Source organism: Synechococcus sp. MIT S1220 (assembly GCF_047303025.1).
In the GTDB taxonomy this organism is placed as follows: Bacteria; Cyanobacteriota; Cyanobacteriia; order PCC-6307; family Cyanobiaceae; genus Parasynechococcus.
Genome location: NZ_CP138939.1, coordinates 1,073,509 through 1,094,430, shown reverse-complemented (window position 1 = coordinate 1,094,430; position 20,922 = coordinate 1,073,509). Strand labels below are relative to the sequence as shown.

Genomic DNA, 20,922 nt, shown 5'->3' with positions numbered 1-20,922 from the left:
AGTGTTCAGAAATTTACTGATCGCCGACTCGGGATCGGGACATGTCGAAGAAATGGTTCGGATGCTCCAGGACATTCCCAGCCTGAAAAGTGCGCGAGTCAATGTGCTGCACGTGGTTCCGGAGCAGGCGAAATCAGAAGCGGATGATCACCGCAGCAGCGCTGAAGTGATGCTGAAGGAGGCGATCGACCGGATGGGCCTCAACAGCGGAAACGTGAACCTAATGGTGCGCGATGGAGACGCCAAACAGACCGTGCTGAAAGTGGCGGAGGAAGTTAACAGCGACCTGATCGTGATGGGATCACGGGGGCTAGGTCGCCTCCAATCGATTCTGGCCAACAGCACGAGTCAGTACGTTTTTCAACTCTCGACTCGCCCGATGCTCCTGGTGCGGGACGATCTCTATGTCCGCCACGTCAACCGGGTCATGGTGACGGTCGACGGGACAGGGGTTGGTGATGACGCAATCCGAGTGGCGTGTGAACTGGTCAGGGAGATTCCTGGAGGAACCCTGACTGGCATTCATGTCACGCGTCAAGACATCTCGCCGACCCGCGGTGGTCGCAGCAAAGCTGACGATGTATTGGATGCAGCTGTTCAGCGTGCCCGCGGCTACGGAATCGAACTGCAGCCGATCCACGTGACTGGATCAGACATTGGACGGACTGTTTGCAGAGCCGCACAGGAAGCGAAGGCTGATTTGCTGGTCATCGCCTCCCAAGATCGCCGTCCTCTTGTTGCTCGCGGCCTCGTTGACCTGGACAAGCTTCTGGGTGGATCAGTGAGTGACTACATCAGGGTGCATGCACCCACCCCGGTCCTTCTAGTTCGGGAACCTGAACGAAACTGACTTCAACCTTCCCTGCTGTTGGTCTGGATGTAAAGGATGATCAAAAAGATCGCCGGAACCAGAATGAAGAGAAGGCTGGCGACGAATCCGAGATCGTTGGTTTCCATGGCCTCTGGAACAAGCCAGGCGAAAGTATCACCGGGCCGCGTTCCAGAACCGGAACACCTCAGCCCTCTTCATCGGCAGTAGCAGCTTCGGAGAGATCCTCTTCAGTCTCAGGAAGCGCAGGCCATGCGGTCGGCCCTAGTGGAAGCGGAGCCTCTGAAGCAGCTTTCAAGCGGGCTGGGGCGTCAGGGAGTCGAACCTGGGGGCGCGTCAGCACCATCACCGAACGCTCCACCATGGCTTGACATGCCAAACGCCAATCCTGAGGACGCCGCCGAAGCTTGGCTTCCTCGACGGGCGTACGAACAGACAGGGATTGGGATCCTTCGTCGGCGACGACGGCGACAAAGCAGGTGACGCACTGACCGCAACCTCCACAATTCCCAAGTTGCCCCTTCAATCCGTACAGCTGAATGCCCTCTCGCATCGCGACCTCCCTGAGGTTCTCTCCTGGGAAACACTCCACGTCCCGACCTTCGCGAACAAAACGGATTACCGGCATGGGGGTTGCCTCAGGGACACGTCACTATGGGATCCAGGGTTGCGTTTTGTGAACAGCTCGTACCAAAGAATCGTGTCACTGCACGTTGCAACCCTGATGCTCCGGCGCCGGCATTCCAGTGACAACCTTTACGATCGCGGGGTCTGGCTGCATTGGCAGCCCTGTCCCCCGAACCTGACCCATGGGATTGCCCTGGTATCGGGTGCACACCGTTGTCATTAATGACCCGGGCCGCCTTTTGGCTGTGCACCTCATGCATACAGCCCTTGTTGCCGGCTGGGCCGGCTCCATGGCCCTCTATGAACTAGCCATCTTCGACCCCTCCGATCCGGTCCTGAACCCGATGTGGCGTCAGGGCATGTTCGTTATGCCATTCATGGCTCGCCTTGGAGTCACCGGCAGCTGGGGTGGATGGAGCATCACCGGCGAAACGGGAGTTGATCCCGGTTTCTGGAGCTTTGAAGGTGTGGCAGCAGCCCACATCATCTTCAGCGGCCTTTTGATGCTCGCCGCCATCTGGCATTGGACCTTCTGGGACCTCGAAATCTGGCAAGACCCAAGAACTGGTGAACCAGCTCTGGATCTCCCCAAAATTTTCGGGATCCACCTGCTTCTTGCCGGCCTCGGCTGCTTCGGTTTCGGAGCTTTCCACCTCACGGGGGTGTTTGGCCCGGGGATGTGGATCTCAGACGCCTACGGAATCACAGGTCACCTGGAGCCCGTTCAACCCTCCTGGGGACCAGAGGGTTTTAACCCGTTCAACCCCGGCGGCATCGTCGCCCACCACATCGCTGCTGGAATTGTCGGAATCATTGCCGGCATCTTCCACATCACCACGCGTCCACCGGAACGGCTTTATAAAGCACTCCGAATGGGCAACATCGAAACAGTTCTGGCAAGTGCGATCGCAGCTGTGTTTTTCGCAGCCTTCATCGTTGCTGGAACGATGTGGTACGGAGCAGCTGCAACCCCGATCGAACTGTTCGGACCGACCCGTTATCAGTGGGATCAGAGTTACTTCAAAACCGAAATCAATCGTCGCGTACAAACGGCGATGGATGACGGCAAGACTCGTGATGAGGCTTATGCCGCTATTCCCGAAAAGCTTGCCTTCTATGACTACGTCGGCAACAGTCCTGCAAAAGGTGGCCTGTTCCGTGTTGGACCGATGGTGAACGGAGATGGTCTACCCACCTCCTGGCTTGGCCATATCGTCTTCTCTGATCGTGAAGGCCGTGAACTTCAAGTTCGCCGACTTCCGAACTTCTTTGAGAACTTCCCAGTGGTTCTTGAAGATGAGCAAGGCATTGTTCGCGCAGACATTCCTTTCCGCCGTGCCGAAGCCAAATACTCCTTTGAGCAGCAAGGTGTGAAGGCCCAAGTCTTCGGAGGTGCTCTCGACGGTAAGACCTTCACTGATCCAGCTGACGTCAAACGACTCGCTCGTAAGTCTCAGCTTGGAGAAGCGTTCGACTTTGACCGTGAGACCTACGACTCTGATGGTGTGTTCCGCAGCTCCCCGCGTGGTTGGTTCACCTTCGGACACGCAACCTTTGCCCTTCTGTTCTTCTTCGGCCACATCTGGCACGGTGCACGTACCTTGTACAGAGATGTGTTCGCTGGTATCGATCCCGATCTCGGCGACCAAGTGGAATTCGGCCTGTTCGCCAAACTCGGCGACAAGTCGACCCGTCGCTTGCCGGATGGCTACGTGCCTCCTGCAGGCTCTCCCCTCAAATAATCGCTCTCTTGGAGACTTCTGATGGATAGCCTTGCTTACATCCTCATTCTCACCCTCGCGATTGCAACTCTCTTTTTCGCAATTGCCTTCCGCGATCCGCCAAAGATCGGCAAATGACCTTATAGCAGTTCAAACCCCGCTTCGGCGGGGTTTTTTGTTGCCAAAGCTCTCTTCCCCAAGGTCGCAGATGGGTCTCACCAGCGCACCAACAATCAGGCAGTCTCACCGCTGCGAAAGGGATCAGAGGGGATCAGAGATGAGACTGATGTCGTGCACACCCTTCTCAAGACTCATATCACTGTCTAAAGTTGGTGCACTTCCGAGAAAATTTGGGCGTGCAGTGCCCCTCCTGCCAAAACACTGATAGTCGTGTTCTCGAATCGAGAGCAGCTGATGGAGGGCGCAGCGTCCGACGTCGAAGGGAATGCCTGAACTGTGAATTCCGCTTCACCACATACGAAAGGGTCGAAACGGTCCCAATCACAGTGATCAAGCGGAATGGCAATCGCGAGATCTTCAATCGCAGCAAATTGCTGCATGGGATGAATCGTGCCTGTGAAAAGACCGGGCTCGACACCTCGCGTCTGGAAAAAATGATCGAGGCACTGGAGCTTCAGCTGCAACAGCGGAGTGCCCGGGAAGTGAGCAGCGCTGAGATCGGCGAGCTCGTGCTCACCCAGCTCAAAGACGTCAGTGAAGTCGCCTACATCCGTTTCGCGTCTGTGTACCGCCAATTTCGCGGGATTGACGACTTCGTCTCAACCCTGGAGACCATGAATCGGGAGCAGGAACACCTCGCAGCCGTTAGCTGAAGGCTGCTCTGTAGAGTTGATGATTCTCCGCAGCGTGTCGGCGGGCACGTTGCGTGACTCATTCGAACTACCCACATGAGGTAGACCGCCAACAGCCCATGTCCGCAACCCCCACGGAAGAGCAGGTTCAAGAAGTCAGCACAGGCGCAACCGAAGAAGCAGCCGCCGAAGCGACTTCATCGACCGTTGAAGATGGCGAGCAGGCTTTCGCAGAGGAAGACCTGAGCATCCCTGAGGATGTTCCCAGCGCGGACGACCCGAGCAGCAGGGCCAACCCCCGCAATCTTGATGATGCCGGCTTCACGCTGGATGAATTCGCTGCTCTGCTCAGCAAATACGATTACAACTTCAAGCCCGGCGACATCGTTAACGGCACTGTGTTCGCCCTTGAGTCCAAGGGAGCGATGATCGATATTGGGGCAAAAACCGCCGCTTTCATGCCTCTACAAGAGGTGTCGATCAACAGGGTGGAAGGACTGGGCGATGTGCTCCAGCCTGGAGAAATCCGCGAGTTCTTCATCATGAGTGAAGAAAACGAGGATGGTCAGTTAGCTCTATCTGTCCGTCGGATCGAGTATCAGAGGGCCTGGGAACGCGTTCGCCAGCTGCAAAAGGAAGACGCAACGATTTATTCCGAGGTTTTCGCTACGAACCGCGGTGGTGCGCTCGTGCGGGTCGAAGGCCTGCGGGGCTTCATCCCTGGCTCGCATATCAGCACGCGTAAGCCCAAGGAAGAACTGGTTGCCGATTTCCTGCCTCTGAAGTTTCTCGAAGTGGACGAAGAGCGCAACAGACTTGTGCTTAGCCATCGCCGTGCTCTTGTTGAGCGCAAGATGAATCGTCTTGAAGTGGGCGAGGTTGTCGTCGGAACGGTTCGTGGCATCAAGCCTTATGGCGCCTTCATTGATATCGGTGGTGTCAGCGGACTGCTGCACATCTCAGAAATCAGCCATGAGCACATCGAGACTCCGCACTCGGTCCTGAATGTGAATGACCAAATGAAGGTGATGATCATCGACCTCGACGCTGAGCGAGGCAGGATTTCCCTGTCAACGAAGGCACTGGAACCGGAGCCCGGTGACATGTTGACCGATCCACAGAAGGTGTTCGACAAGGCCGAGGAAATGGCAGCCCGTTACAAGCAAATGCTGCTTGAGCAGGCTGAAGAAGGTGAAGAACTTGGCGTGATGATGGTTTGACCCATCGCTGGAATGGTCGATCTGCTCTTTAAAGGAGATCCCATCGGTGCGATTGAAGGGGTGCTGTTTGATAAGGACGGCACCCTTTCCCACAGTGAACCTCACCTGCTAAACCTGGCTGAGGCCCGCATCAATTCAGCAATTGAGCTTTGGGTTGCAGGGGGTCGGCCCGAATCAGTGTGTCCGCCGCTCCGCGAAAATCTGAAGCGAGCCTTCGGTGTGATGCCGAACGGTCTTGATCCAGCAGGCACCTTGGCTGTTGCTTCAAGGCACGACAACCTCACGTCGATGGCCACAGTTTTTTGCCTGATGGAATGCAGCTGGCCGGCGGCGCATCAAATGGCGACAGACAGCTTCAACAGGGTTGATCGGGCCCTTACGCAAGCACCAGCCATCATGAATCCTCTGCTTCCTGGTTCGGCCTCACTCATTCAGCAGCTGTTCACCACTGGGATCAAACTCGCTGTGATCAGTAACGACACAGAGCAAGGCATCCAACGGTTCCTAGAGGGTCACGGCTTGTGCCAGAGCTTTCAAACCTGCTGGAGTGCAGAACACTTTCCAGCCAAACCGAATCCTGAAGCTGTGGCTCAGCTCTGCAACAAGCTTGATCTAGACCCCAAAGTGTGTGCCCTGATCGGCGATGCGGAAACGGACCTACAAATGGCTGCAGCATCAGGCATTGGACTCGTGATTGGTTACACCGGTGGGTGGACCAGCAAACCTCATCTACCGTCCGCCGCTCTGCTAATCGACGACTGGAACGAGCTCTCGATCCAAGTCGGCACTTAAAGTCCGCCGCAAACACAATGCCCACTACATGAGTCGATACGTTTTCACCTCAGAATCCGTCACGGAGGGGCATCCGGACAAAATATGTGATCAGGTGAGTGATGCTGTGCTGGATGCTCTCCTTCATCAGGATCCAGCGAGCCGAGTGGCCTGCGAGACAGTGGTCAACACTGGGCTTTGCATGATTACAGGGGAGGTGACCTCCAAAGCGCAGGTGGATTTCATTCACTTGGTGCGCAATGTCATCAAGGAGATCGGTTACAGCGGAGCCCGGGCCGGTGGATTTGATGCCAACAGCTGTGCGGTCCTTGTGGCTCTCGATCAGCAGTCTCCAGACATTGCCCAGGGGGTGAATGAAGCCGATGACCATGCCGGCGATCCCCTCGATCTTGTGGGTGCGGGGGATCAGGGAATCATGTTCGGGTACGCCTGCAACGAGACACCCGAGCTGATGCCGTTACCGATCAGCCTGGCCCACCGACTCGCACGGCGCCTGTCCGAAGTGAGGCACAACGGCACCCTTGACTACCTCCTGCCCGATGGCAAGACCCAGGTGAGCGTGGTCTACGAGAACGACAAACCTGTCGCGATCGACACCATCCTGATCTCGACGCAACACACCGCCGAGGTGGCCGGTATCGACGACGAGCAGGGGATCCGGGAACGTATCACCAAGGACCTCTGGACCCACGTTGTGGAACCGGCGACAGCCGATCTGGCTTTGAAACCAAGTCGAGAAGCGACCAAATATCTGGTCAACCCAACCGGAAAGTTCGTGGTGGGCGGCCCTCAAGGGGACGCCGGACTAACGGGGCGCAAGATCATTGTTGATACCTACGGGGGGTATGCCCGTCATGGTGGTGGAGCCTTCTCTGGCAAAGACCCCACGAAGGTGGACCGCTCTGCCGCCTACGCCGCTAGGTACGTCGCCAAATCTCTCGTGGCTGCAGGGCTTGCGGAACGGGCTGAAGTGCAGTTGAGCTATGCGATCGGTGTTGCCAAGCCGGTGTCGATCTTGGTGGAGTCATTTGGCACCAGTGATCTATCAAATGATGACCTCACCTCCCTTGTGCAAAACCACTTCGATCTGCGTCCAGGCGCAATCATCGAAATATTCGGTCTACGCAACCTGCCTCAGCAGCGTGGAGGCCGCTTCTATCAAGACACTGCGGCCTATGGCCATTTTGGTCGTACTGATCTGAAGGCTCCCTGGGAAGACGTCGACGCCAAGGCTGAGGAGCTGAGAAAAGCCTGATCAAGCGATGCCATCGCCTGTTCTCGGCATCGACTTGGGCACAAGCGGCGTTCGCGTCGCTGTGCTGGATTCCGAGGGGCGTCTGGTGCACAACACGTCCATCGGTTACAACTCCAGGCCGAACAATCCAGAGAGCTGGCTCCAGGCAGTCCGGACTCTGATCCGAGCCATCCCCGATCAGATTCGCAACCAGCTCGGAGCTATTGCGGTGGATGGCACCTCAGGAACCCTGCTTGCCTGCGATTCAGTCGGCCGTCCCCTAGGAGACGCACTGCTCTACAACGTCGCTTTTCCGGAATTTGAAGCCAACCTCAAGGAGCTGATTCCAGAGGGTGGCTCGGCCTCGAGCAGCAGCGGCAGCCTGGCCAGAGCGATGCATTTGATTCAGCGCCATGGCCCGAACAGCCTGTTACGACATCAGGCGGACTGGATCAGCGGCTGGCTGCTATCTGACTGGCGCTGGGGGGAAGAAGGTAACAATCTCCGCATGGGATGGGATCTTGACCTGAATCGATGGCACCCCGCGGTTGAAGCTCTTCACTGGTTCAATGCGCTTCCAACGATCCGTGCCAGTGGTGCATTGCTCGGAGTAATCACTGCAGAAAGAGCCGATCAGCTTGGCCTTCCCATCAACATGAAGGTGATAGCAGGGACGACGGATTCGAATGCCTCCGTGCTCGCCGCCAACACGGAGCCAGGAGACGGCATCACTGTGCTGGGGACAACCCTAGTGATCAAGCGGTTCACCGATGTTCCAATCACCGCAACCGGTATCACGCGACACAGGGTGGGTGGACGCTGGCTCTGCGGTGGAGCCTCCAATGCGGGAGCAGGGGTGCTGCGCCGGTTCTTCACGGATGAGGAGCTGAAGGAGCTCAGTCGGCAGATCGATCCAGACACAAGCAGTGGCTTGGTGTTGCGGCCCCTCAACAGCATCGGCGAACGCTTTCCAGTGGATGATCCCAATCTTCAGCCAGTGCTGGAGCCTCGGCCAGTCAGCGATGCGCTTTATCTGCACGGCCTGCTGGAAGGCCTGACGGAGATCGAAGCCCTTGGCTGGGAACGACTGAGAGAACTTGGGGCGCCCACCCCTAGTCGCGTCATCAGTCTGGGAGGCGGAGCCCGCAACCCGCAATGGCGAAGGATGCGAGAGCGAAGGCTCGGATGCCCAGTCTTGAGCTGCAACATGCCGCCCGCAGCAGGGGTAGCGCAACTGGCCCGCCAGGGGCTGATGGAGCACCAATCAAGCCATTAAGAATGCTTGCGAAGTTGATGACAGACTCACGACAACCCTTTCGAAAAGGTTTTCAATTTCCTTATCAATTTCAATGCACTCAAAAATTTTGTTGCAAGGCCGACAACAGCAGCGAGGAAATAAAAACATCCATTTAGTCTCAGCGTCCAGAATCCTTTCCTGGATCAGAAATGGTCGTTATCAAGCCGACGCGTGATTTCACAAGCCTGAATCGTCTGTCCTACACCGCATCCAATGGCCCTTCCCCTCGTGGTGCGGCGCTGACCATTCACCAGTACAAGGAAAACCTGTGCTCTGACATGGGAATTGGTATTGGCCAGCGGCTTCACAGCGAATGTCCATTCGCTGTGACTGCCGACGAGTATGCCGCCACCGGCAGCGATGCTCTCGAAACAACAATCTCAGCAGCCTATAAACAGGTTTTCGGCAACCTGGGTCCGACCGACAGCCAACGCTGCACAGAGCTGGAATCGAAGCTCAGCAACGGTGAGATCTCCGTTCGAGATTTTGTGGCTGGGTTGGCGAAATCAGATCTCTATAAAGCGAACTATTTTTCAAAGGTGTCTCCGATCCGAGGCATCGAACTCAACCTGAAGCATCTGCTCGGACGTCCTCCGATCAACCAAGCTGAGGTGAGCCAATACATCGCCTTGATCGCAGAGCAGGGTTTCGATGCAATGGTTGACAGCGTCACAAGCTCAGGTGAATACCTTGAAGTGTTCGGCACCGACACTGTTCCCTACTTGCGCGCCTGGACATCAGCCGCAGGGGCTTACTGCTCGACCTTCGTCAACCTCGGCCGTGTCACACCCGCCAACGCGGCTTCCGACACAACCATTGAAGGCAGAAGCCAGTTGGTCATGGAATTCAGCAACGCACGCAACATCAGTGCGTCCACTGGATTCGATGTCTCCGGCTTCAAGTACTCCAGTGCGGTCAAGGATCCCAATTCGGCGGCATTCAAACGGATGTTCCAACCCAAGACTGCCAAAACCTGGGCCTGATTTTTCCAGCCAGAACAGCTGGCTCCTCCGCTCTGGAGCCAGCGACTACCATTTTTGAAAAGCATCGCGACATTGCTTGTCGGATGCTTTTTTTTTGCCCACCCACCTACTACCGCAGTCCAGTGATGCCCACAAAACCACAAGAAGTGCTTTCACTTCTTCTTTTCGTGGCCCTCTCCTGCTATGTGGCGTTCAGCGCGGTGAGGCTTGGAACATTGCTTTGGCAACGTTTCGGCTGAACCAAGCCAGCTCCCCCGAGATCCCCCTACCACCTTCGACACCATGGCGGCAGACCCCCTCACTCCAGATGTGAGCGCTCGTATCTGCGCCCACATGAATGACGACCACGCTGACGCCGTTCTGGCTTACGCCTGCCATTACGGAGGGGTCGCAACCCCATCCGCAGCACGCATGCTTGCCGTGACAGCCGAGGCGATGGAACTGGAGGTCGATGGCCAGTCCATTCAAATCCCTTTTGACCACGCGTTGACGGACAGCGAAGATGCCCACAAAACACTCGTAGCCATGCTCCGAGCGATGCCTCGGAACGCTTCCTGAGGGGAATGCTCAAAACAGCCGGCTCAATGGAGTGCTGCAGTCCTTGATTAAAGCGGGACGGATCCTTCTGATCGAACCCAGCTGCCCACTTTGTCGACAACCTAATGATGGGGACTTGAGAGAACTGCCTTGTTTGTCTTGCAGAACAAAGCTTGATCTTCCGATCCAAGGCATGAGCGGTGAACACCCTCTTCCCTGGAAAGCGCTCGGCCTCTACTGCAACGAGTTTCGAGCGCTTCTTCTCAAACTGCGGAGTCGCCCCGATCAAAGGAGCGTGCAGAGCCTGATCCAGTTGTTGAGCGAAATCATGCCGGAGGACGACAACATCGAGCTGGTCCCAATACCGAGCTGGAAACAGCGTCATGCCAACCCTTGGCCGCAGCGGATCTGTTCCAACCTCCAACAACCCGTCCGACCATTACTGCACCGTTGCCGTGCATCCGCGGGACAACATCACCTGAGACGTGATCAACGGCTTAAGAATTTGAAAGGGACCTTTCGTGCGGAGCCTGCCCAAGCGAAAAGCAGTCCAAGGCCTCTGCTGTGGTTGGTGGACGATATCCTCACTACGGGAGCAACAGCCCTCTCCGCCAGTGCAGCGCTCAAGGAAGCGGGACATCGGGTTGCCGGGCTGATCTGCCTGGCTCGCACCCCTAACCACAGGCGGTGATTTAAGATTCAGGGGTCGCTGAAGCGGCACGCCGGGATAGCTCAGTTGGTAGAGCAGGCGACTGAAAATCGCCGTGTCCCCAGTTCAAATCTGGGTCCTGGCATCTCTTTGATGTCTATTTTTCTGTGTCTTTCGTCTCTCCTGATGCAGAGACTGACCGCGTTTTCAACAACGCGGACAGCTTTGCAATGGTCTTTGATCGAACCTGGAAACATCTGCGAGCTGGAGGCGAGTCTCCCGCCAACCGAGATGAGCATCTTGAGGCCGTTCTTGCCAAACTCTCTGACCATCCTTTCCTGATTAGTTCGCCTGACATGGCCAGACAGGTTGCGACCTTCAGGATCCGCCTTCTTGAGCTCAATTGAGCTGTCAGACCACGGCTTCAGATGGTGAAAGAAAGCAAGCTGATCCCATGATGAATCAACGTTCCTTGTGCTGTTCAAGGATCGAGTTGCTGTTGGATCGATCAGGCGCTGCCCCAATGATCAGGTGTCGATGGGAGCACTGCTCCAATTGATCCAAACGTTCCTCTAAAACAGAACATCGATCAGAAATGATCCCCGCTAGTTCACAGCAGCTGGTAACACAAGCATAAGGACGTTCGAGGGTAACGGGCGGCGAGGGCATCATGTTCAAAAATCTGACCTTTTCAGAACATTTTGACCAATGCTATCTGTCCGGGGAAAATTTTCCACAGCAAAGGGATTGCAGTCCTGTCACCACGGTCAGACCTGCTGAGACAACCGCTCTATGTGACATGTCACAGAATCGCATTCTCGACGCCACACTGATCTAAACTATTCGAGCAAAATTCAAAATTTGTCAATGCCGGGCTACGGAAAGTGGTTAAAAATAATTGTGGCAGTTGTTGCCTTTGTGCTCATCTGCTTCTTCTTGCATAAATATATACAGCCGCTTCAGGAAGTCGTCAAACAGATGGGATTTTGGGCTCCGTTTGGGCTCTTTTTACTCCGCGGAGTCAGCATCATCCTGCCAGCCTTACCTAGTTCGATCTATTCGCTTCTCGCAGGATCACTGCTTGGTTTTAAAACCGGATACACAACGATTGTCCTGTCTGATCTTCTGTTCTGCAGCGGAGCATTTTTGATTGCTCGGAAGTGGGGTCGTGAGCCCGTGAGTCGCCTCGTCGGTCAATCTGCGATGCGTCGGATCGATGGTTTCAGTCAAAACCAGCTGGAGGGGAATTTTTTCCTGATGACAGGATTATTAATGACCGGCCTCTTTGACTTTCTGAGTTACGCCATTGGCATCAGCCGTACCCATTGGAGGATCTTTGCGCCTGCTCTGTTAATCAGTGTTTTGATCAGCGACTCGATCATCGTTGCTGTTGGTGCTGGGGTAACCCAGGGAGCGGGTTTAATACTGGGTATTGCCCTACTTGCCATGTTTGCCTTGGCGACAATGACCGGATTGTTAAAGAGAAAATCTCACCATTCAAAATGCGATTGAATTCTTGGCATCCAAGCCCAGTGAGACTGAAGCCAATGGGATGAAGACACAACATTTCAGGATCTGCTCCAGTCTTCTCGATCAGATCAGAAGCACTGCATCTCCAGTGATCGAGCGCATCTGGCTTCAGAACAGCATCCGTGAACAGTTGTCTGGTTACAGATTTTTCAGCTGGAAAGCGGACGTACATTGCGTTTCAACGGCATCACCCTATGGATCGACTCAAGGATCCAAGAATTCAGTCGCTGATGACCCGTGCCGGGAGCAGCGGTGAGCTATGCATGCCCTTGGACGAAGGGCAATTCAGAATCGACTTAAAGCCAGACAATATCGAGCTTTGGCAAGACACCCTCGACCGCCAAGAGTCCCCTTGCACTCTGCTGCTGGCTTGCGAGAGAAGTGATGGCCCGTTGCATGACACGTCATTGACCTGGGTCGTGGGTTCAGCAATTCGCGCTGTCGAGGTCATAGGCCAGGCGAATGTGGAGCATCTCCTCCAACAACTGAAGGTCCCGCAAGCATTGGCTGCAGCGGCCCGAGAGCACTGTTTTGGCCTCGGGGATGGAGTGATCTGGGCTTTTTATCTTGAAAGACATGGATGGTTGACCGCGTCACCTGTGGCCTGTCAATGAATTCGGTTGATGCACTCGATCTCAACCAACTCGATCTCAACCAATTGATCGCGCTCTCGAAAGTGTGTGGACTCGGCGACCAGGCCGATCTGCCAAACCAGACACGCAACCTCATCCAACAGGCAGACCAAGCAAAACGTCCTCTGACAGCTGAGGAACTCAGAATGATTTGCCGTGCGTCAGGCATCGGGATTGGGCTGCCGCTTCAGCTTCAAAGAAAGGCTGATTCCCTCGTTGCGCAAGCACGCGCAGAACTGAACCGTCAGTTCCCGGATCTCTGCCAACCAGGCGGGGCGCTGCATCCACAAGATCGCGCTGACGCCTGCTGGCGGGATTGCTGGAATTTTCTGAGGGTTGTGCTCTACGCGATCGCAGCTGGGCAGAGTCAGTTCACAGATTTTGAGGGGATGGTGGCCTTGCGGGAGCTTTACATCCGAATGGACGTTCCGATCAACGCAATGCGGATTGCCTTGCAGACGTTGCAGGAGCTCTGCATTGCCACCACTCCATCCTCCAGTGAACAAGCCTTGGTTCGTGCCTGTTTCGACCACCTGCTGGACAACCTCAACAATTCTGCGGTTAAGAGCTGATAAGCAAGATCAACCGGCTCATCCACTTAAGGGATGATCGTCATCAAGGTATTTCTACTTAAAAACGCGCGATGGCGATCCCTCTACAGACGTATCCACTTACCAGTCAGAACAACCGGGTTAGCAACCTTGCAGGCGACGTGGATACCGTTCGCATCCAGCTCACAGGCTCGATTAGTTCCGCTGATTCGACTTACAGGGCTGATATCGACGAAATGATCGAACAGGCATACCGGCAGATCTTCTTTCACGCCATGCAGTGCGATCGGGATTTATTTCTCGAATCCCAGCTGAGGAGTGGCAACATCACCATGCGTGACTTTATACGCGGTCTGCTGCTTTCTGAACGCTTCCAACAGGGGTACTACCAGTGCAGCTCCAATTACCGGATGGTTGATCAGGTCGTGGGGCGTGTTCTGGGTCGCCCAGTGCACGGAGAGGCTGAACGCCTGGCCTGGTCGATTGTGATCGGAGAAAAAGGCTTCAACACCTTTATTGATGCGTTGCTCAATTCCGACGAATACATGGCCAACTTCGGCTATGACCTCCCTCCTGTTCAAAGGGGAAGAGTCGTTCCTGGACGTGACATCGGCGAAATGCCCATCTATCAACGTTTTCCCCGCTACGGAGCGGACTGGCGCAATGCCCTAATTCAAAGAGGTTGCGTGAGGGACATGACGCAAACAAGCGTGCTGCAAGCATCGACTGCATGGTCGAACGAACGGCCTCCCCGTTGGAGCCTCTATTTATTCCTTGGTGTCTTTGCGATCGGCGGTTTTGAGATCGTGCGCGTCATCCTTACGATCGCTGTGTTGATGTTGGGCACGTAAAGCGTTAATGGCGAGCTCCGGATCCTTGAATTTGGGCAATTGGTCTGCCCCGGAAGCCCTCCTGCCAAGCCAGATCTCTGAAGCAGCACCCATCGATGCCCGTGGTGCCAACTGGAGTGGTGAGGTTCTGGGAAGCCTTGATCTACGTCAAGCCAAACTCTGTCGGGTTGATCTACGCGGCAGTGATCTGAGGCAATGCCAGCTCCAAGAGGCTGATCTTCGCCTAGCGATTTACGACACCCAGACAAAAGCTCCTGATGACTTTGATTTGAGGACCAGTGGCGCCATCGGACCAGGTGCCAAGCTCAATGGCGCATTTTTAAACAACGCCGACCTACGCGGAATCGATCTGCGTGGCGCAGTCCTGATGGGCGCTTATCTCAGCGGTACAGATTTAAGTGGCGCACGACTGGATGGAGTGTCTCTGGCTGGTTCAGACATGCGATCAGCCGTCTTACGCGGCGCCATGTGCCGCGGGGCGCGCTTCGGAACAAGCGAACTCGACATGGCTGATCTACGAGGGGCAGATCTCCACGACGCCGCCCTCGATTCGGTGCAATCGATCAAGGGCGCTGATTTCTCGCTTTGCGTTGGCCTGGAGGATCAACTGTCGTCTTTGCTCACTCGACCAATCACAGAATTGGATTGCTGGAACCCACTCACCCGCAGCACCACCAGACACAGCCTGGAATCGCTGAGAACACCAGCCAGCAACTCATAGAGGCCGATGTCCCCATGGCGTTCAGCCACGTTCCCGACCTCCAGAAATGGCCATTCCACGCAACATTTGGACATATTGATTGAGGTTTATAAAGAACCCGCTCCTCAACATCCTTTCTGACTGACTATTGCATGGCGAAAACGCGAGAACATTCATGCCCTTCGGTCCTGCCTCGCTTCTCGGGGTCGAACGCTTCGCAGAAGAGAGTGAAGCACCGCTCGAGCTGATCCCTGGTGACGACGACACCAAAAAGGAACAGATGATTCGCGCTGTGTACAAGCAGGTGCTTGGCAATGCGTACGTCATGGACAGCGAGCGCCAAGTCATTGCTGAATCCCAGTTCAAGCTTGGCGAGATCAGCGTGCGCGAGCTGGTTCGCAGAATTGCCAAGAGCGACCTGTACCGCACTCGCTTCTTCGATAACTGTGCTCGCTACCGCTTCATCGAACTCGCTTTCCGGCACCTTCTGGGTCGTGCGCCTGTCGATTTCAATGAGATGCGTGACCACGCCGAGCGTCTGGACAGCAAGGGCTACAACGCAGATATCGACAGCTTTTTAGACTCCAATGATTATCAAAATACCTTTGGCGAGTGGACGGTTCCTTACCAACGGGGTTGGAAAACCGAAAGCTGCGGCACCATGCAGGAGTTCACCTGGTGCTTCCAACTTCTGAGAGGCAATAGCAGCAGCAGCCTCAAAGGCGATTTGGCTGGAAACAGCAGCAAGCTTGGAGGTGCGGCATATCAGAACAGACCCATTGCGGTTGTTCCGCCCTCCTCTCTCGAAGCAACAGGCTGGAGTTTCCGTCCGGCTCCTAATCTTCAGAATGCGCCAACCCGGCTTGGTGTCGGTGCCGGCGACCAAGGGATGACCTACCGCGTAGAGGTCACCGCCTACAGCGCCAACAATCTTCGTCGGATCTCTCGTTATACACGCAGTAACCGTGTGTATTACGTTCCATTCGACAAGCTCTCTGAGCAGTTCAAGCGGATTCACCGCGAAGGAGGGAAGATCGCCAGCATCACGCCGGTGACCTGAATTCATTCACGACAAGCAATCGAATTTGAAGTCTTAAACCTCCAACATCTCCCACTCGAACAGACCAATGGCCAGCACATCTTCTTCACTCGGTTTCGGCGCAACGTCTAAGTGGAGCGATCCCGTCGGTTTCCAGCGCAAAGGTCAATCAAGCCAAAAAGCAGCACTCACAATTGGTGAGTTCCTCAAGCAATCCTGCGATCAAATGGCCATTGGGGTGGGACCCCGCAGTCATGAAGATTGCCCCCATCGCGTCACCACTGAGTGTTACAGCCCAGACGATGCGGCTGCACTTGATGAGGTGATCGCAGCGGCTTATCGCCAAGTTTTTGGCAATGCTCATGTAATGGATTTCGAGCGTTGCACCGAATTAGAAGTACAGCTCAAAGATGGACGCCTATCTGTCCGTGATTTCATTCGAGGACTGGCAAAATCCAGCTTCTATAAGAGTCGCTTCTTCAACGCAGTCGGCCCCCAGCGTGGCATTGAGCTGAACATCAAGCACCTTCTTGGTCGTGCTCCTCACTCCCAGGGAGAGATCTCAGCCAAGGTCTCCATGCTGGCTGAGCATGGTCAAGATGCGTTGATCGACAGCATTGTTGATTCAGCTGAATATCTGGAAGTTTTTGGCAGCGACAACGTTCCATACGCTCGTTCTTGGAGTTCACCAGCAGACCTCTCAACCGCTGCCTTCCCCTTGTTGGCAGCACTCCAAAAGAGCTTCGCTGGTAGCGACAGTGCCCGCGGGGGCGGCGCAGCTTTAACGCGCAGCCTGGCCACTGGAATCGCTCCGCGGATCAGCGTTCCAAGTCAAGTCGTTGGTGTTCGACCAAGCGCCAGTTTCACCACGGGTCGTTTCAGCAGCCGGGAACCAGGGGTCACGAGTGGCCGAGATTCAGCTCCAATGCGGGGCGATGCCTACGTGACCTTTGGACTGGGTCAGCGGGAACAAGAGACCTATCAACGTTGCCCCGGCGATACCGCTGACCAACTCAATGCTCTCATCCGCGCAACCTATAAGCAGGTGATGGGCAACCCCCACATGATGGAATTTGAACGTGCTCTTTCAGCTGAAAGCAAGTTTATTGATGGTTACCTGAGCACCCGTGAATTCGTCCGTGCTGTTGGTTTGTCAGCCGAATACAAGCGCCGGTTCTTTGAAACCAGCGCTCCTTACCGCTTCATTGAACTCAATTTCAAGCACTTCCTCGGTCGTGCCCCGCAATCCCAGGCTGAAATCAGTGAACACACGAAAATCCTTGCTGAAGGTGGCTATGAAGCAGAGATTTGCAGTTACGTCGATAGTGAGGAGTATCAAACAACCTTTGGTGAAGATACGGTTCCCTTTGCTCGGATCCTCACCGAAAACGGACGTTCACAAGTCGCTTTTAACCGTCATCTGAGCCTGGCCGAAGGTTTCGCAGCTAGTGACACCGTTCTAAGTAGTTCTTCACTGGTGACCTCCGTTGCCACGGGAATGGTTCCAAGTGGCTGGAGCGCAACTACCACCCGCATCAACCGCACTGGTACGCAGTCAGGTGCCCCTGATCCCACCAAGAAGCGCTTCCGAATCGTGGTGGCCGCACAAACAGCTCGTTCGCGCCAACGTACAGCTGGCAGCACCTATTTGGTCTCAGGCAAAGACATGTCAAGCCAGATGAAGTACATCCACTCCCGTGGAGGCAAAATCGTTTCCATCACTGAAGTGATGTAACGGAAGTCTTCTGACTATCAACCAAAGCCTCCTGATCGACTGTCGTTGAGGAGGCAAATCATTCCCTGCATCCAACAAAAAACTCCCAGAACCATGCCTGAGACCACGACTCTTTCAGCACAACCAAATGTTGATACTAGTCACGCTGCTGTCGTGATCAAGCAGACTTACCGCCAGGTCTTCGGTAATCGCCATTTGATGGAGCTGGATGTCAACACATCGCTTGAAGCATTGTTCATGAACGGAGATCTAACTGTTCAAGGTCTCGTTACTGCATTAGCCCAATCTGATACCTACAAAAAGCTCTTTTTTGATTGCAATAGCCCTTATCGTTTTGTAGAGCTAAATTTCAAACATTTACTCGGCAGGCCGCCACATGATCAAACCGAGTTGTTATCACACGTGCGCCTTCTTCAAGACGAAGGTTTCGAAGCTGAAATCGCCAGTTATACATATAGTGCAGAATATTTATCCGCATTTGGTGTAGACCAGGTCCCCTACAATCGTTCCCTTGAGAGTATTACCGGAGGTCGCACAATTAACTACACTCGATCCAACGCGGTTGAGAGTGGTTATGCAGGTTTTGATGGTGCCGAACGGAACTCAAGACTCCTCGACAGCCTGACCACTGGAAAGACTCCTAACATATTAGAAAGAAAGAGCGTCGGCAATGCCTCAGCCCTGACCATCAACTGGACGTCAAGGCGTCAGATTGGAGCCAACAGAAGAGTGGTGCAAAAGTCTGTTGTGACTCAACGTTCGATGTCAGCGACCATCCAAAGCATCCAGGCTCAAGGAGGAAAAATCCTCTCTATTGCAAAGGCTTAATCATTCTGTCGTTCACGGCTTACAACCAACGATCTAAGGCATGATTGATTCGTGGGAAACCAGGAATCAATCATGCATAGATTTTTTCTTAGACACCACGTCTGATCAAAATTAGCGATCATGCCGATTCTTCGCCCAACTTCCAGCAACCAAAACGATTCGAATAACGCCTTTCAGCAATCTGTGGCTGCAACGCCTATGGCCATGTCGATGATGATCGATTCCATGGTAAATATGCTGCAAAGCAATCGCCCCAAACTGGACGATCAGCAACTAGACTCTTCGTTCTATTCTGATCAGAAATGAACATTGAGCAATTTGTTGCTCAAAGTGAGGGCGAATGGCGCTCCATGAGATCTGGCCATTCTCTCGCCTTCCAGCAATTTGAAGATGTTTTAAGCGAGATAACTATAAAAAAGATAGATAAAGATCATCCCGATTTAAACAAAATCATCAACTCCTTGTCATCTGATAAATCTCAAATTATTGCACCTTTCAAGATGGAATGGTGCGCTGAAAGTGACTGGGAGCCCGATGATCCCAACGAAGTTTCCAGTGGTTCTTGCATCATAATTCCCATCAAAGAGACCGATAATTCTGGCAAGTTATTTCGAAGTGTGGGTTACGCAGAATCCGAATCGGCCGAGTCAAGTTATCAATTTCTCAGTGATGGGACATTTACGCTAACCACCTCTTATGAGCAGTCTATTGCAGAAGAAAGAATATGGTTTGTCTCGGAGAATGTACGCTGCAGATCTTCCGTACTTAAAACATCAGCCGGCTCTGGAATCCTACAGACATCTTTCGCCTCAGAAGTGCGTCGCGTCAGCACATAATACATTGACAACAATGAACAGCCAAGAAGATCTTATTCTCTTCGCAAATACACTCGCAGGTGTATATGATAACTATGATCAATCACAAGGAAATCCCAAAGATTTTGCGCGCATCAATATTTTTTTCAGACCTTTACCATGGACTATATTCCATGGTCCAGGCTTTTATTCTGAACAATGCTATGATTACTCTCCATGGGAACCCTATCGTCAAGGTCTTCATCAATTAAAGAAAAAAGACGGTCTTTTTATTATGGAAAACTACGGATTTAACAATAGTTCAAGGCTAGCTGGAGCAGGTAAAAATCCACAGCTCTTGAAAGCCATCGATGTTCATAGGATTCAGCCAAGATGTGGTTGTGCGATGCATTTCAAAACAAAGCGGGCAGGACATTACATTGGCTCAGTAGAACCCGGCAAGAATTGTCTAGTACCACGTGATGGAAAATTAACGTATCTGGTGAGTGAAGTAGAAGTGAACGAAGAGATTTGGATCAGTCGTGACAGAGGCTTTGATCCAGAAACCGATGAACAACTCTGGGGCTCAGAGCATGGCCAACTCAGATTTAAAAGAGTGAGCCATCTTTCAGATCTTATTAACTCAGAGTGGATTCAACAACTCAACTGAAGAATGCTTGACAGTGAAAAACAGATGAAAGCATGGATTCGATCACACCACCTAATCTGTGAAGGGAGTGATTTTATTTTTGAAACCGTTGATCAAACTCAGCTCGATAAATTTGATTCCTGCATCCAATCAATCGGAGGCAGGATAAGATCTGTAAAAGCTATTGGCAATTGGCCCATGGGCCCAAGGCGTTCTTTCAAAATATTGCAAGCGGTCGCTTCGGTTCCAAGACCTGGCGGTGAAAGCCTTGTCACTTATTGGGCTAAAAAAGGAGGAAAGGAGACAAGATATGCGGAAATAAACACCTGATCAAATTCACTCAGAAAACCAACCCAGCCATGTATCTTGCGAAAAATCATTATGCTTACTCCACCTTCTCAAAATTGTTAAAGAGTCAAATACATAACCACGTGCAGCAGCGATAGCAATGACTTGATCTTGATTTAAAGCAGCTTTAATTTCATCCTTGAGAGTTTCATCCTGTCGTGCTAATGAAATAAAAGATTCAAGGATAGAATCTTTTTCTACATCAGCAGCTGAGTTGGACATGGCCAAACTAAATCCTAGTTCCTTGATTATAGCGAAACAATAGCAACACAGACAAAAAACTAAGCCCCTTCCATAAGCATGGCTCGCCAAGACGAAATCTGCCGAAAAGCCCAAGACCAATGCTGTGGATCGAACGATCGTATTGACTCTTGCTGAGCTGGTGTCAAATCAGCAAAATCATTTCTAAAGTAATCCTGCCATTCCGACATTGTGAAACAATAATCAATTGAAGATGCGAACTCAACTATTTCAACATGATTCGTACATTTCTTTAAACCTGTTGCCGTCGTGTGATCGTAAACAACTGCTTGAACAAATTGATCAAGGGGAGATTCAGGCATC

The 20,922-nt window shown here is 53.4% G+C and carries 29 protein-coding genes and 1 tRNA gene; 26 read left to right on the top strand and 4 right to left on the bottom strand.

The window, feature by feature from the left end:
• The first annotated feature begins 1 nt into the window (after position 1).
• Entirely contained in the window at positions 2-850 is an 849-nt protein-coding gene (locus SIB64_RS05280) for a universal stress protein (protein ID WP_413442240.1), read from the top strand.
• 2 nt (positions 851-852) lie between these two features.
• On the opposite strand, the gene psbM is transcribed toward SIB64_RS05280, so the two are convergent.
• Complete coding sequence (psbM, locus tag SIB64_RS05275; RefSeq protein ID WP_413442239.1) at positions 853-957, bottom strand: photosystem II reaction center protein PsbM; 105 nt, start codon at positions 955-957, stop codon at positions 853-855.
• Between the two features lie 59 nt (positions 958-1,016).
• Positions 1,017-1,457 carry a 2Fe-2S iron-sulfur cluster-binding protein gene (locus SIB64_RS05270; protein ID WP_413442238.1) on the bottom strand — a complete coding sequence of 147 codons (441 nt, stop codon included), beginning with the start codon at positions 1,455-1,457 and terminating at the stop codon, positions 1,017-1,019.
• Between the two features lie 72 nt (positions 1,458-1,529).
• On the opposite strand from SIB64_RS05270, the gene SIB64_RS05265 reads away from it, so the two are divergent.
• The 25 genes from SIB64_RS05265 (at position 1,530) to SIB64_RS05145 (ending at position 20,340) form a co-directional block, all read left to right on the top strand.
• A complete protein-coding gene (locus SIB64_RS05265) occupies positions 1,530-1,679 on the top strand; it encodes a hypothetical protein (RefSeq protein WP_413442237.1) in 150 nt (49 codons plus the stop codon).
• Entirely contained in the window at positions 1,639-3,198 is a 1,560-nt protein-coding gene (psbB, locus tag SIB64_RS05260; RefSeq protein ID WP_413442236.1) for a photosystem II chlorophyll-binding protein CP47, read from the top strand. The genes SIB64_RS05265 and psbB overlap by 41 nt, the downstream gene beginning before the upstream one ends.
• 21 nt (positions 3,199-3,219) lie before the next feature.
• On the top strand, positions 3,220-3,315 hold the full coding sequence (locus tag SIB64_RS05255; RefSeq protein WP_028953714.1) for a photosystem II reaction center protein T: 96 nt from the start codon (positions 3,220-3,222) through the stop codon (positions 3,313-3,315).
• A gap of 218 nt (positions 3,316-3,533) precedes the next feature.
• Positions 3,534-4,010 (top strand): transcriptional regulator NrdR, encoded by a 477-nt coding sequence (nrdR, locus tag SIB64_RS05250; RefSeq protein WP_413442884.1) that lies wholly within the window; start codon positions 3,534-3,536, stop codon positions 4,008-4,010.
• 98 nt (positions 4,011-4,108) lie between these two features.
• Positions 4,109-5,209: a 30S ribosomal protein S1 gene (locus SIB64_RS05245; RefSeq protein ID WP_413442235.1), complete on the top strand. Its 1,101-nt coding sequence runs from the start codon at positions 4,109-4,111 to the stop codon at positions 5,207-5,209.
• A gap of 12 nt (positions 5,210-5,221) precedes the next feature.
• A complete protein-coding gene (locus tag SIB64_RS05240) occupies positions 5,222-6,001 on the top strand; it encodes an HAD family hydrolase (RefSeq protein ID WP_413442234.1) in 780 nt (259 codons plus the stop codon).
• Between the two features lie 28 nt (positions 6,002-6,029).
• The gene (metK, locus tag SIB64_RS05235; RefSeq protein WP_413442233.1) at positions 6,030-7,256 is read left to right on the top strand and encodes a methionine adenosyltransferase; all 1,227 of its coding nucleotides are present in this window, start codon (positions 6,030-6,032) and stop codon (positions 7,254-7,256) included.
• 7 nt (positions 7,257-7,263) lie between these two features.
• Positions 7,264-8,511, top strand: a complete 1,248-nt coding sequence (locus tag SIB64_RS05230) for an FGGY-family carbohydrate kinase (protein WP_413442232.1) — start codon at positions 7,264-7,266, stop codon at positions 8,509-8,511.
• Positions 8,512-8,681: 170 nt separating this feature from the next.
• A complete protein-coding gene (locus SIB64_RS05225) occupies positions 8,682-9,515 on the top strand; it encodes a phycobilisome rod-core linker polypeptide (RefSeq protein WP_413442231.1) in 834 nt (277 codons plus the stop codon).
• A 282-nt stretch (positions 9,516-9,797) separates the two neighbouring features.
• Complete coding sequence (locus tag SIB64_RS05220) at positions 9,798-10,073, top strand: DUF2470 domain-containing protein (RefSeq protein ID WP_413442883.1); 276 nt, start codon at positions 9,798-9,800, stop codon at positions 10,071-10,073.
• A gap of 172 nt (positions 10,074-10,245) precedes the next feature.
• Positions 10,246-10,743: a ComF family protein gene (locus SIB64_RS05215; protein WP_413442230.1), complete on the top strand. Its 498-nt coding sequence runs from the start codon at positions 10,246-10,248 to the stop codon at positions 10,741-10,743.
• 30 nt (positions 10,744-10,773) lie between these two features.
• A tRNA-Phe gene (locus SIB64_RS05210) sits at positions 10,774-10,846 on the top strand.
• Positions 10,847-10,868: 22 nt separating this feature from the next.
• Positions 10,869-11,108: a hypothetical protein gene (locus tag SIB64_RS05205; RefSeq protein ID WP_413442229.1), complete on the top strand. Its 240-nt coding sequence runs from the start codon at positions 10,869-10,871 to the stop codon at positions 11,106-11,108.
• A 460-nt stretch (positions 11,109-11,568) separates the two neighbouring features.
• Positions 11,569-12,213 carry a TVP38/TMEM64 family protein gene (locus SIB64_RS05200; protein WP_413442228.1) on the top strand — a complete coding sequence of 215 codons (645 nt, stop codon included), beginning with the start codon at positions 11,569-11,571 and terminating at the stop codon, positions 12,211-12,213.
• Between the two features lie 212 nt (positions 12,214-12,425).
• On the top strand, positions 12,426-12,845 hold the full coding sequence (locus tag SIB64_RS05195) for a hypothetical protein (protein ID WP_413442227.1): 420 nt from the start codon (positions 12,426-12,428) through the stop codon (positions 12,843-12,845).
• Positions 12,842-13,435 carry a phycobilisome polypeptide gene (locus SIB64_RS05190; protein WP_413442226.1) on the top strand — a complete coding sequence of 198 codons (594 nt, stop codon included), beginning with the start codon at positions 12,842-12,844 and terminating at the stop codon, positions 13,433-13,435. Before SIB64_RS05195 ends, SIB64_RS05190 begins: the two co-directional genes overlap by 4 nt.
• 71 nt (positions 13,436-13,506) lie before the next feature.
• Positions 13,507-14,265, top strand: coding sequence for a phycobilisome rod-core linker polypeptide (locus SIB64_RS05185; RefSeq protein WP_413442225.1), 759 nt, complete (start codon positions 13,507-13,509; stop codon positions 14,263-14,265).
• Positions 14,266-14,272: 7 nt separating this feature from the next.
• Positions 14,273-14,986 carry a pentapeptide repeat-containing protein gene (locus tag SIB64_RS05180; protein WP_413442224.1) on the top strand — a complete coding sequence of 238 codons (714 nt, stop codon included), beginning with the start codon at positions 14,273-14,275 and terminating at the stop codon, positions 14,984-14,986.
• A 154-nt stretch (positions 14,987-15,140) separates the two neighbouring features.
• Complete coding sequence (locus SIB64_RS05175; protein ID WP_413442223.1) at positions 15,141-16,025, top strand: phycobilisome linker polypeptide; 885 nt, start codon at positions 15,141-15,143, stop codon at positions 16,023-16,025.
• Positions 16,026-16,092: 67 nt separating this feature from the next.
• Positions 16,093-17,739: a phycobilisome rod-core linker polypeptide gene (locus SIB64_RS05170; RefSeq protein WP_413442222.1), complete on the top strand. Its 1,647-nt coding sequence runs from the start codon at positions 16,093-16,095 to the stop codon at positions 17,737-17,739.
• A 93-nt stretch (positions 17,740-17,832) separates the two neighbouring features.
• Positions 17,833-18,567, top strand: coding sequence for a phycobilisome rod-core linker polypeptide (locus tag SIB64_RS05165; protein WP_413442221.1), 735 nt, complete (start codon positions 17,833-17,835; stop codon positions 18,565-18,567).
• Positions 18,568-18,687: 120 nt separating this feature from the next.
• Positions 18,688-18,873, top strand: coding sequence for a hypothetical protein (locus tag SIB64_RS05160; protein WP_413442220.1), 186 nt, complete (start codon positions 18,688-18,690; stop codon positions 18,871-18,873).
• Complete coding sequence (locus tag SIB64_RS05155) at positions 18,870-19,403, top strand: phycobiliprotein lyase (RefSeq protein WP_413442219.1); 534 nt, start codon at positions 18,870-18,872, stop codon at positions 19,401-19,403. The genes SIB64_RS05160 and SIB64_RS05155 overlap by 4 nt, the downstream gene beginning before the upstream one ends.
• A 13-nt stretch (positions 19,404-19,416) precedes the next feature.
• Positions 19,417-20,031 (top strand): chromophore lyase CpcT/CpeT, encoded by a 615-nt coding sequence (locus tag SIB64_RS05150; protein WP_413442218.1) that lies wholly within the window; start codon positions 19,417-19,419, stop codon positions 20,029-20,031.
• 3 nt (positions 20,032-20,034) lie between these two features.
• The gene (locus SIB64_RS05145) at positions 20,035-20,340 is read left to right on the top strand and encodes a CpeR family transcriptional regulator (RefSeq protein ID WP_413442217.1); all 306 of its coding nucleotides are present in this window, start codon (positions 20,035-20,037) and stop codon (positions 20,338-20,340) included.
• A 6-nt stretch (positions 20,341-20,346) separates the two neighbouring features.
• Here SIB64_RS05145 and SIB64_RS05140 read toward each other — a convergent pair whose 3' ends face one another.
• Together SIB64_RS05140 and SIB64_RS05135 are read right to left on the bottom strand one after the other, a co-directional pair.
• Positions 20,347-20,580 (bottom strand): Nif11-like leader peptide family natural product precursor, encoded by a 234-nt coding sequence (locus SIB64_RS05140; protein WP_413442216.1) that lies wholly within the window; start codon positions 20,578-20,580, stop codon positions 20,347-20,349.
• Between the two features lie 59 nt (positions 20,581-20,639).
• Entirely contained in the window at positions 20,640-20,921 is a 282-nt protein-coding gene (locus tag SIB64_RS05135; protein WP_413442882.1) for a Nif11-like leader peptide family natural product precursor, read from the bottom strand.
• Between the last annotated feature and the right edge of the window lies 1 nt (position 20,922).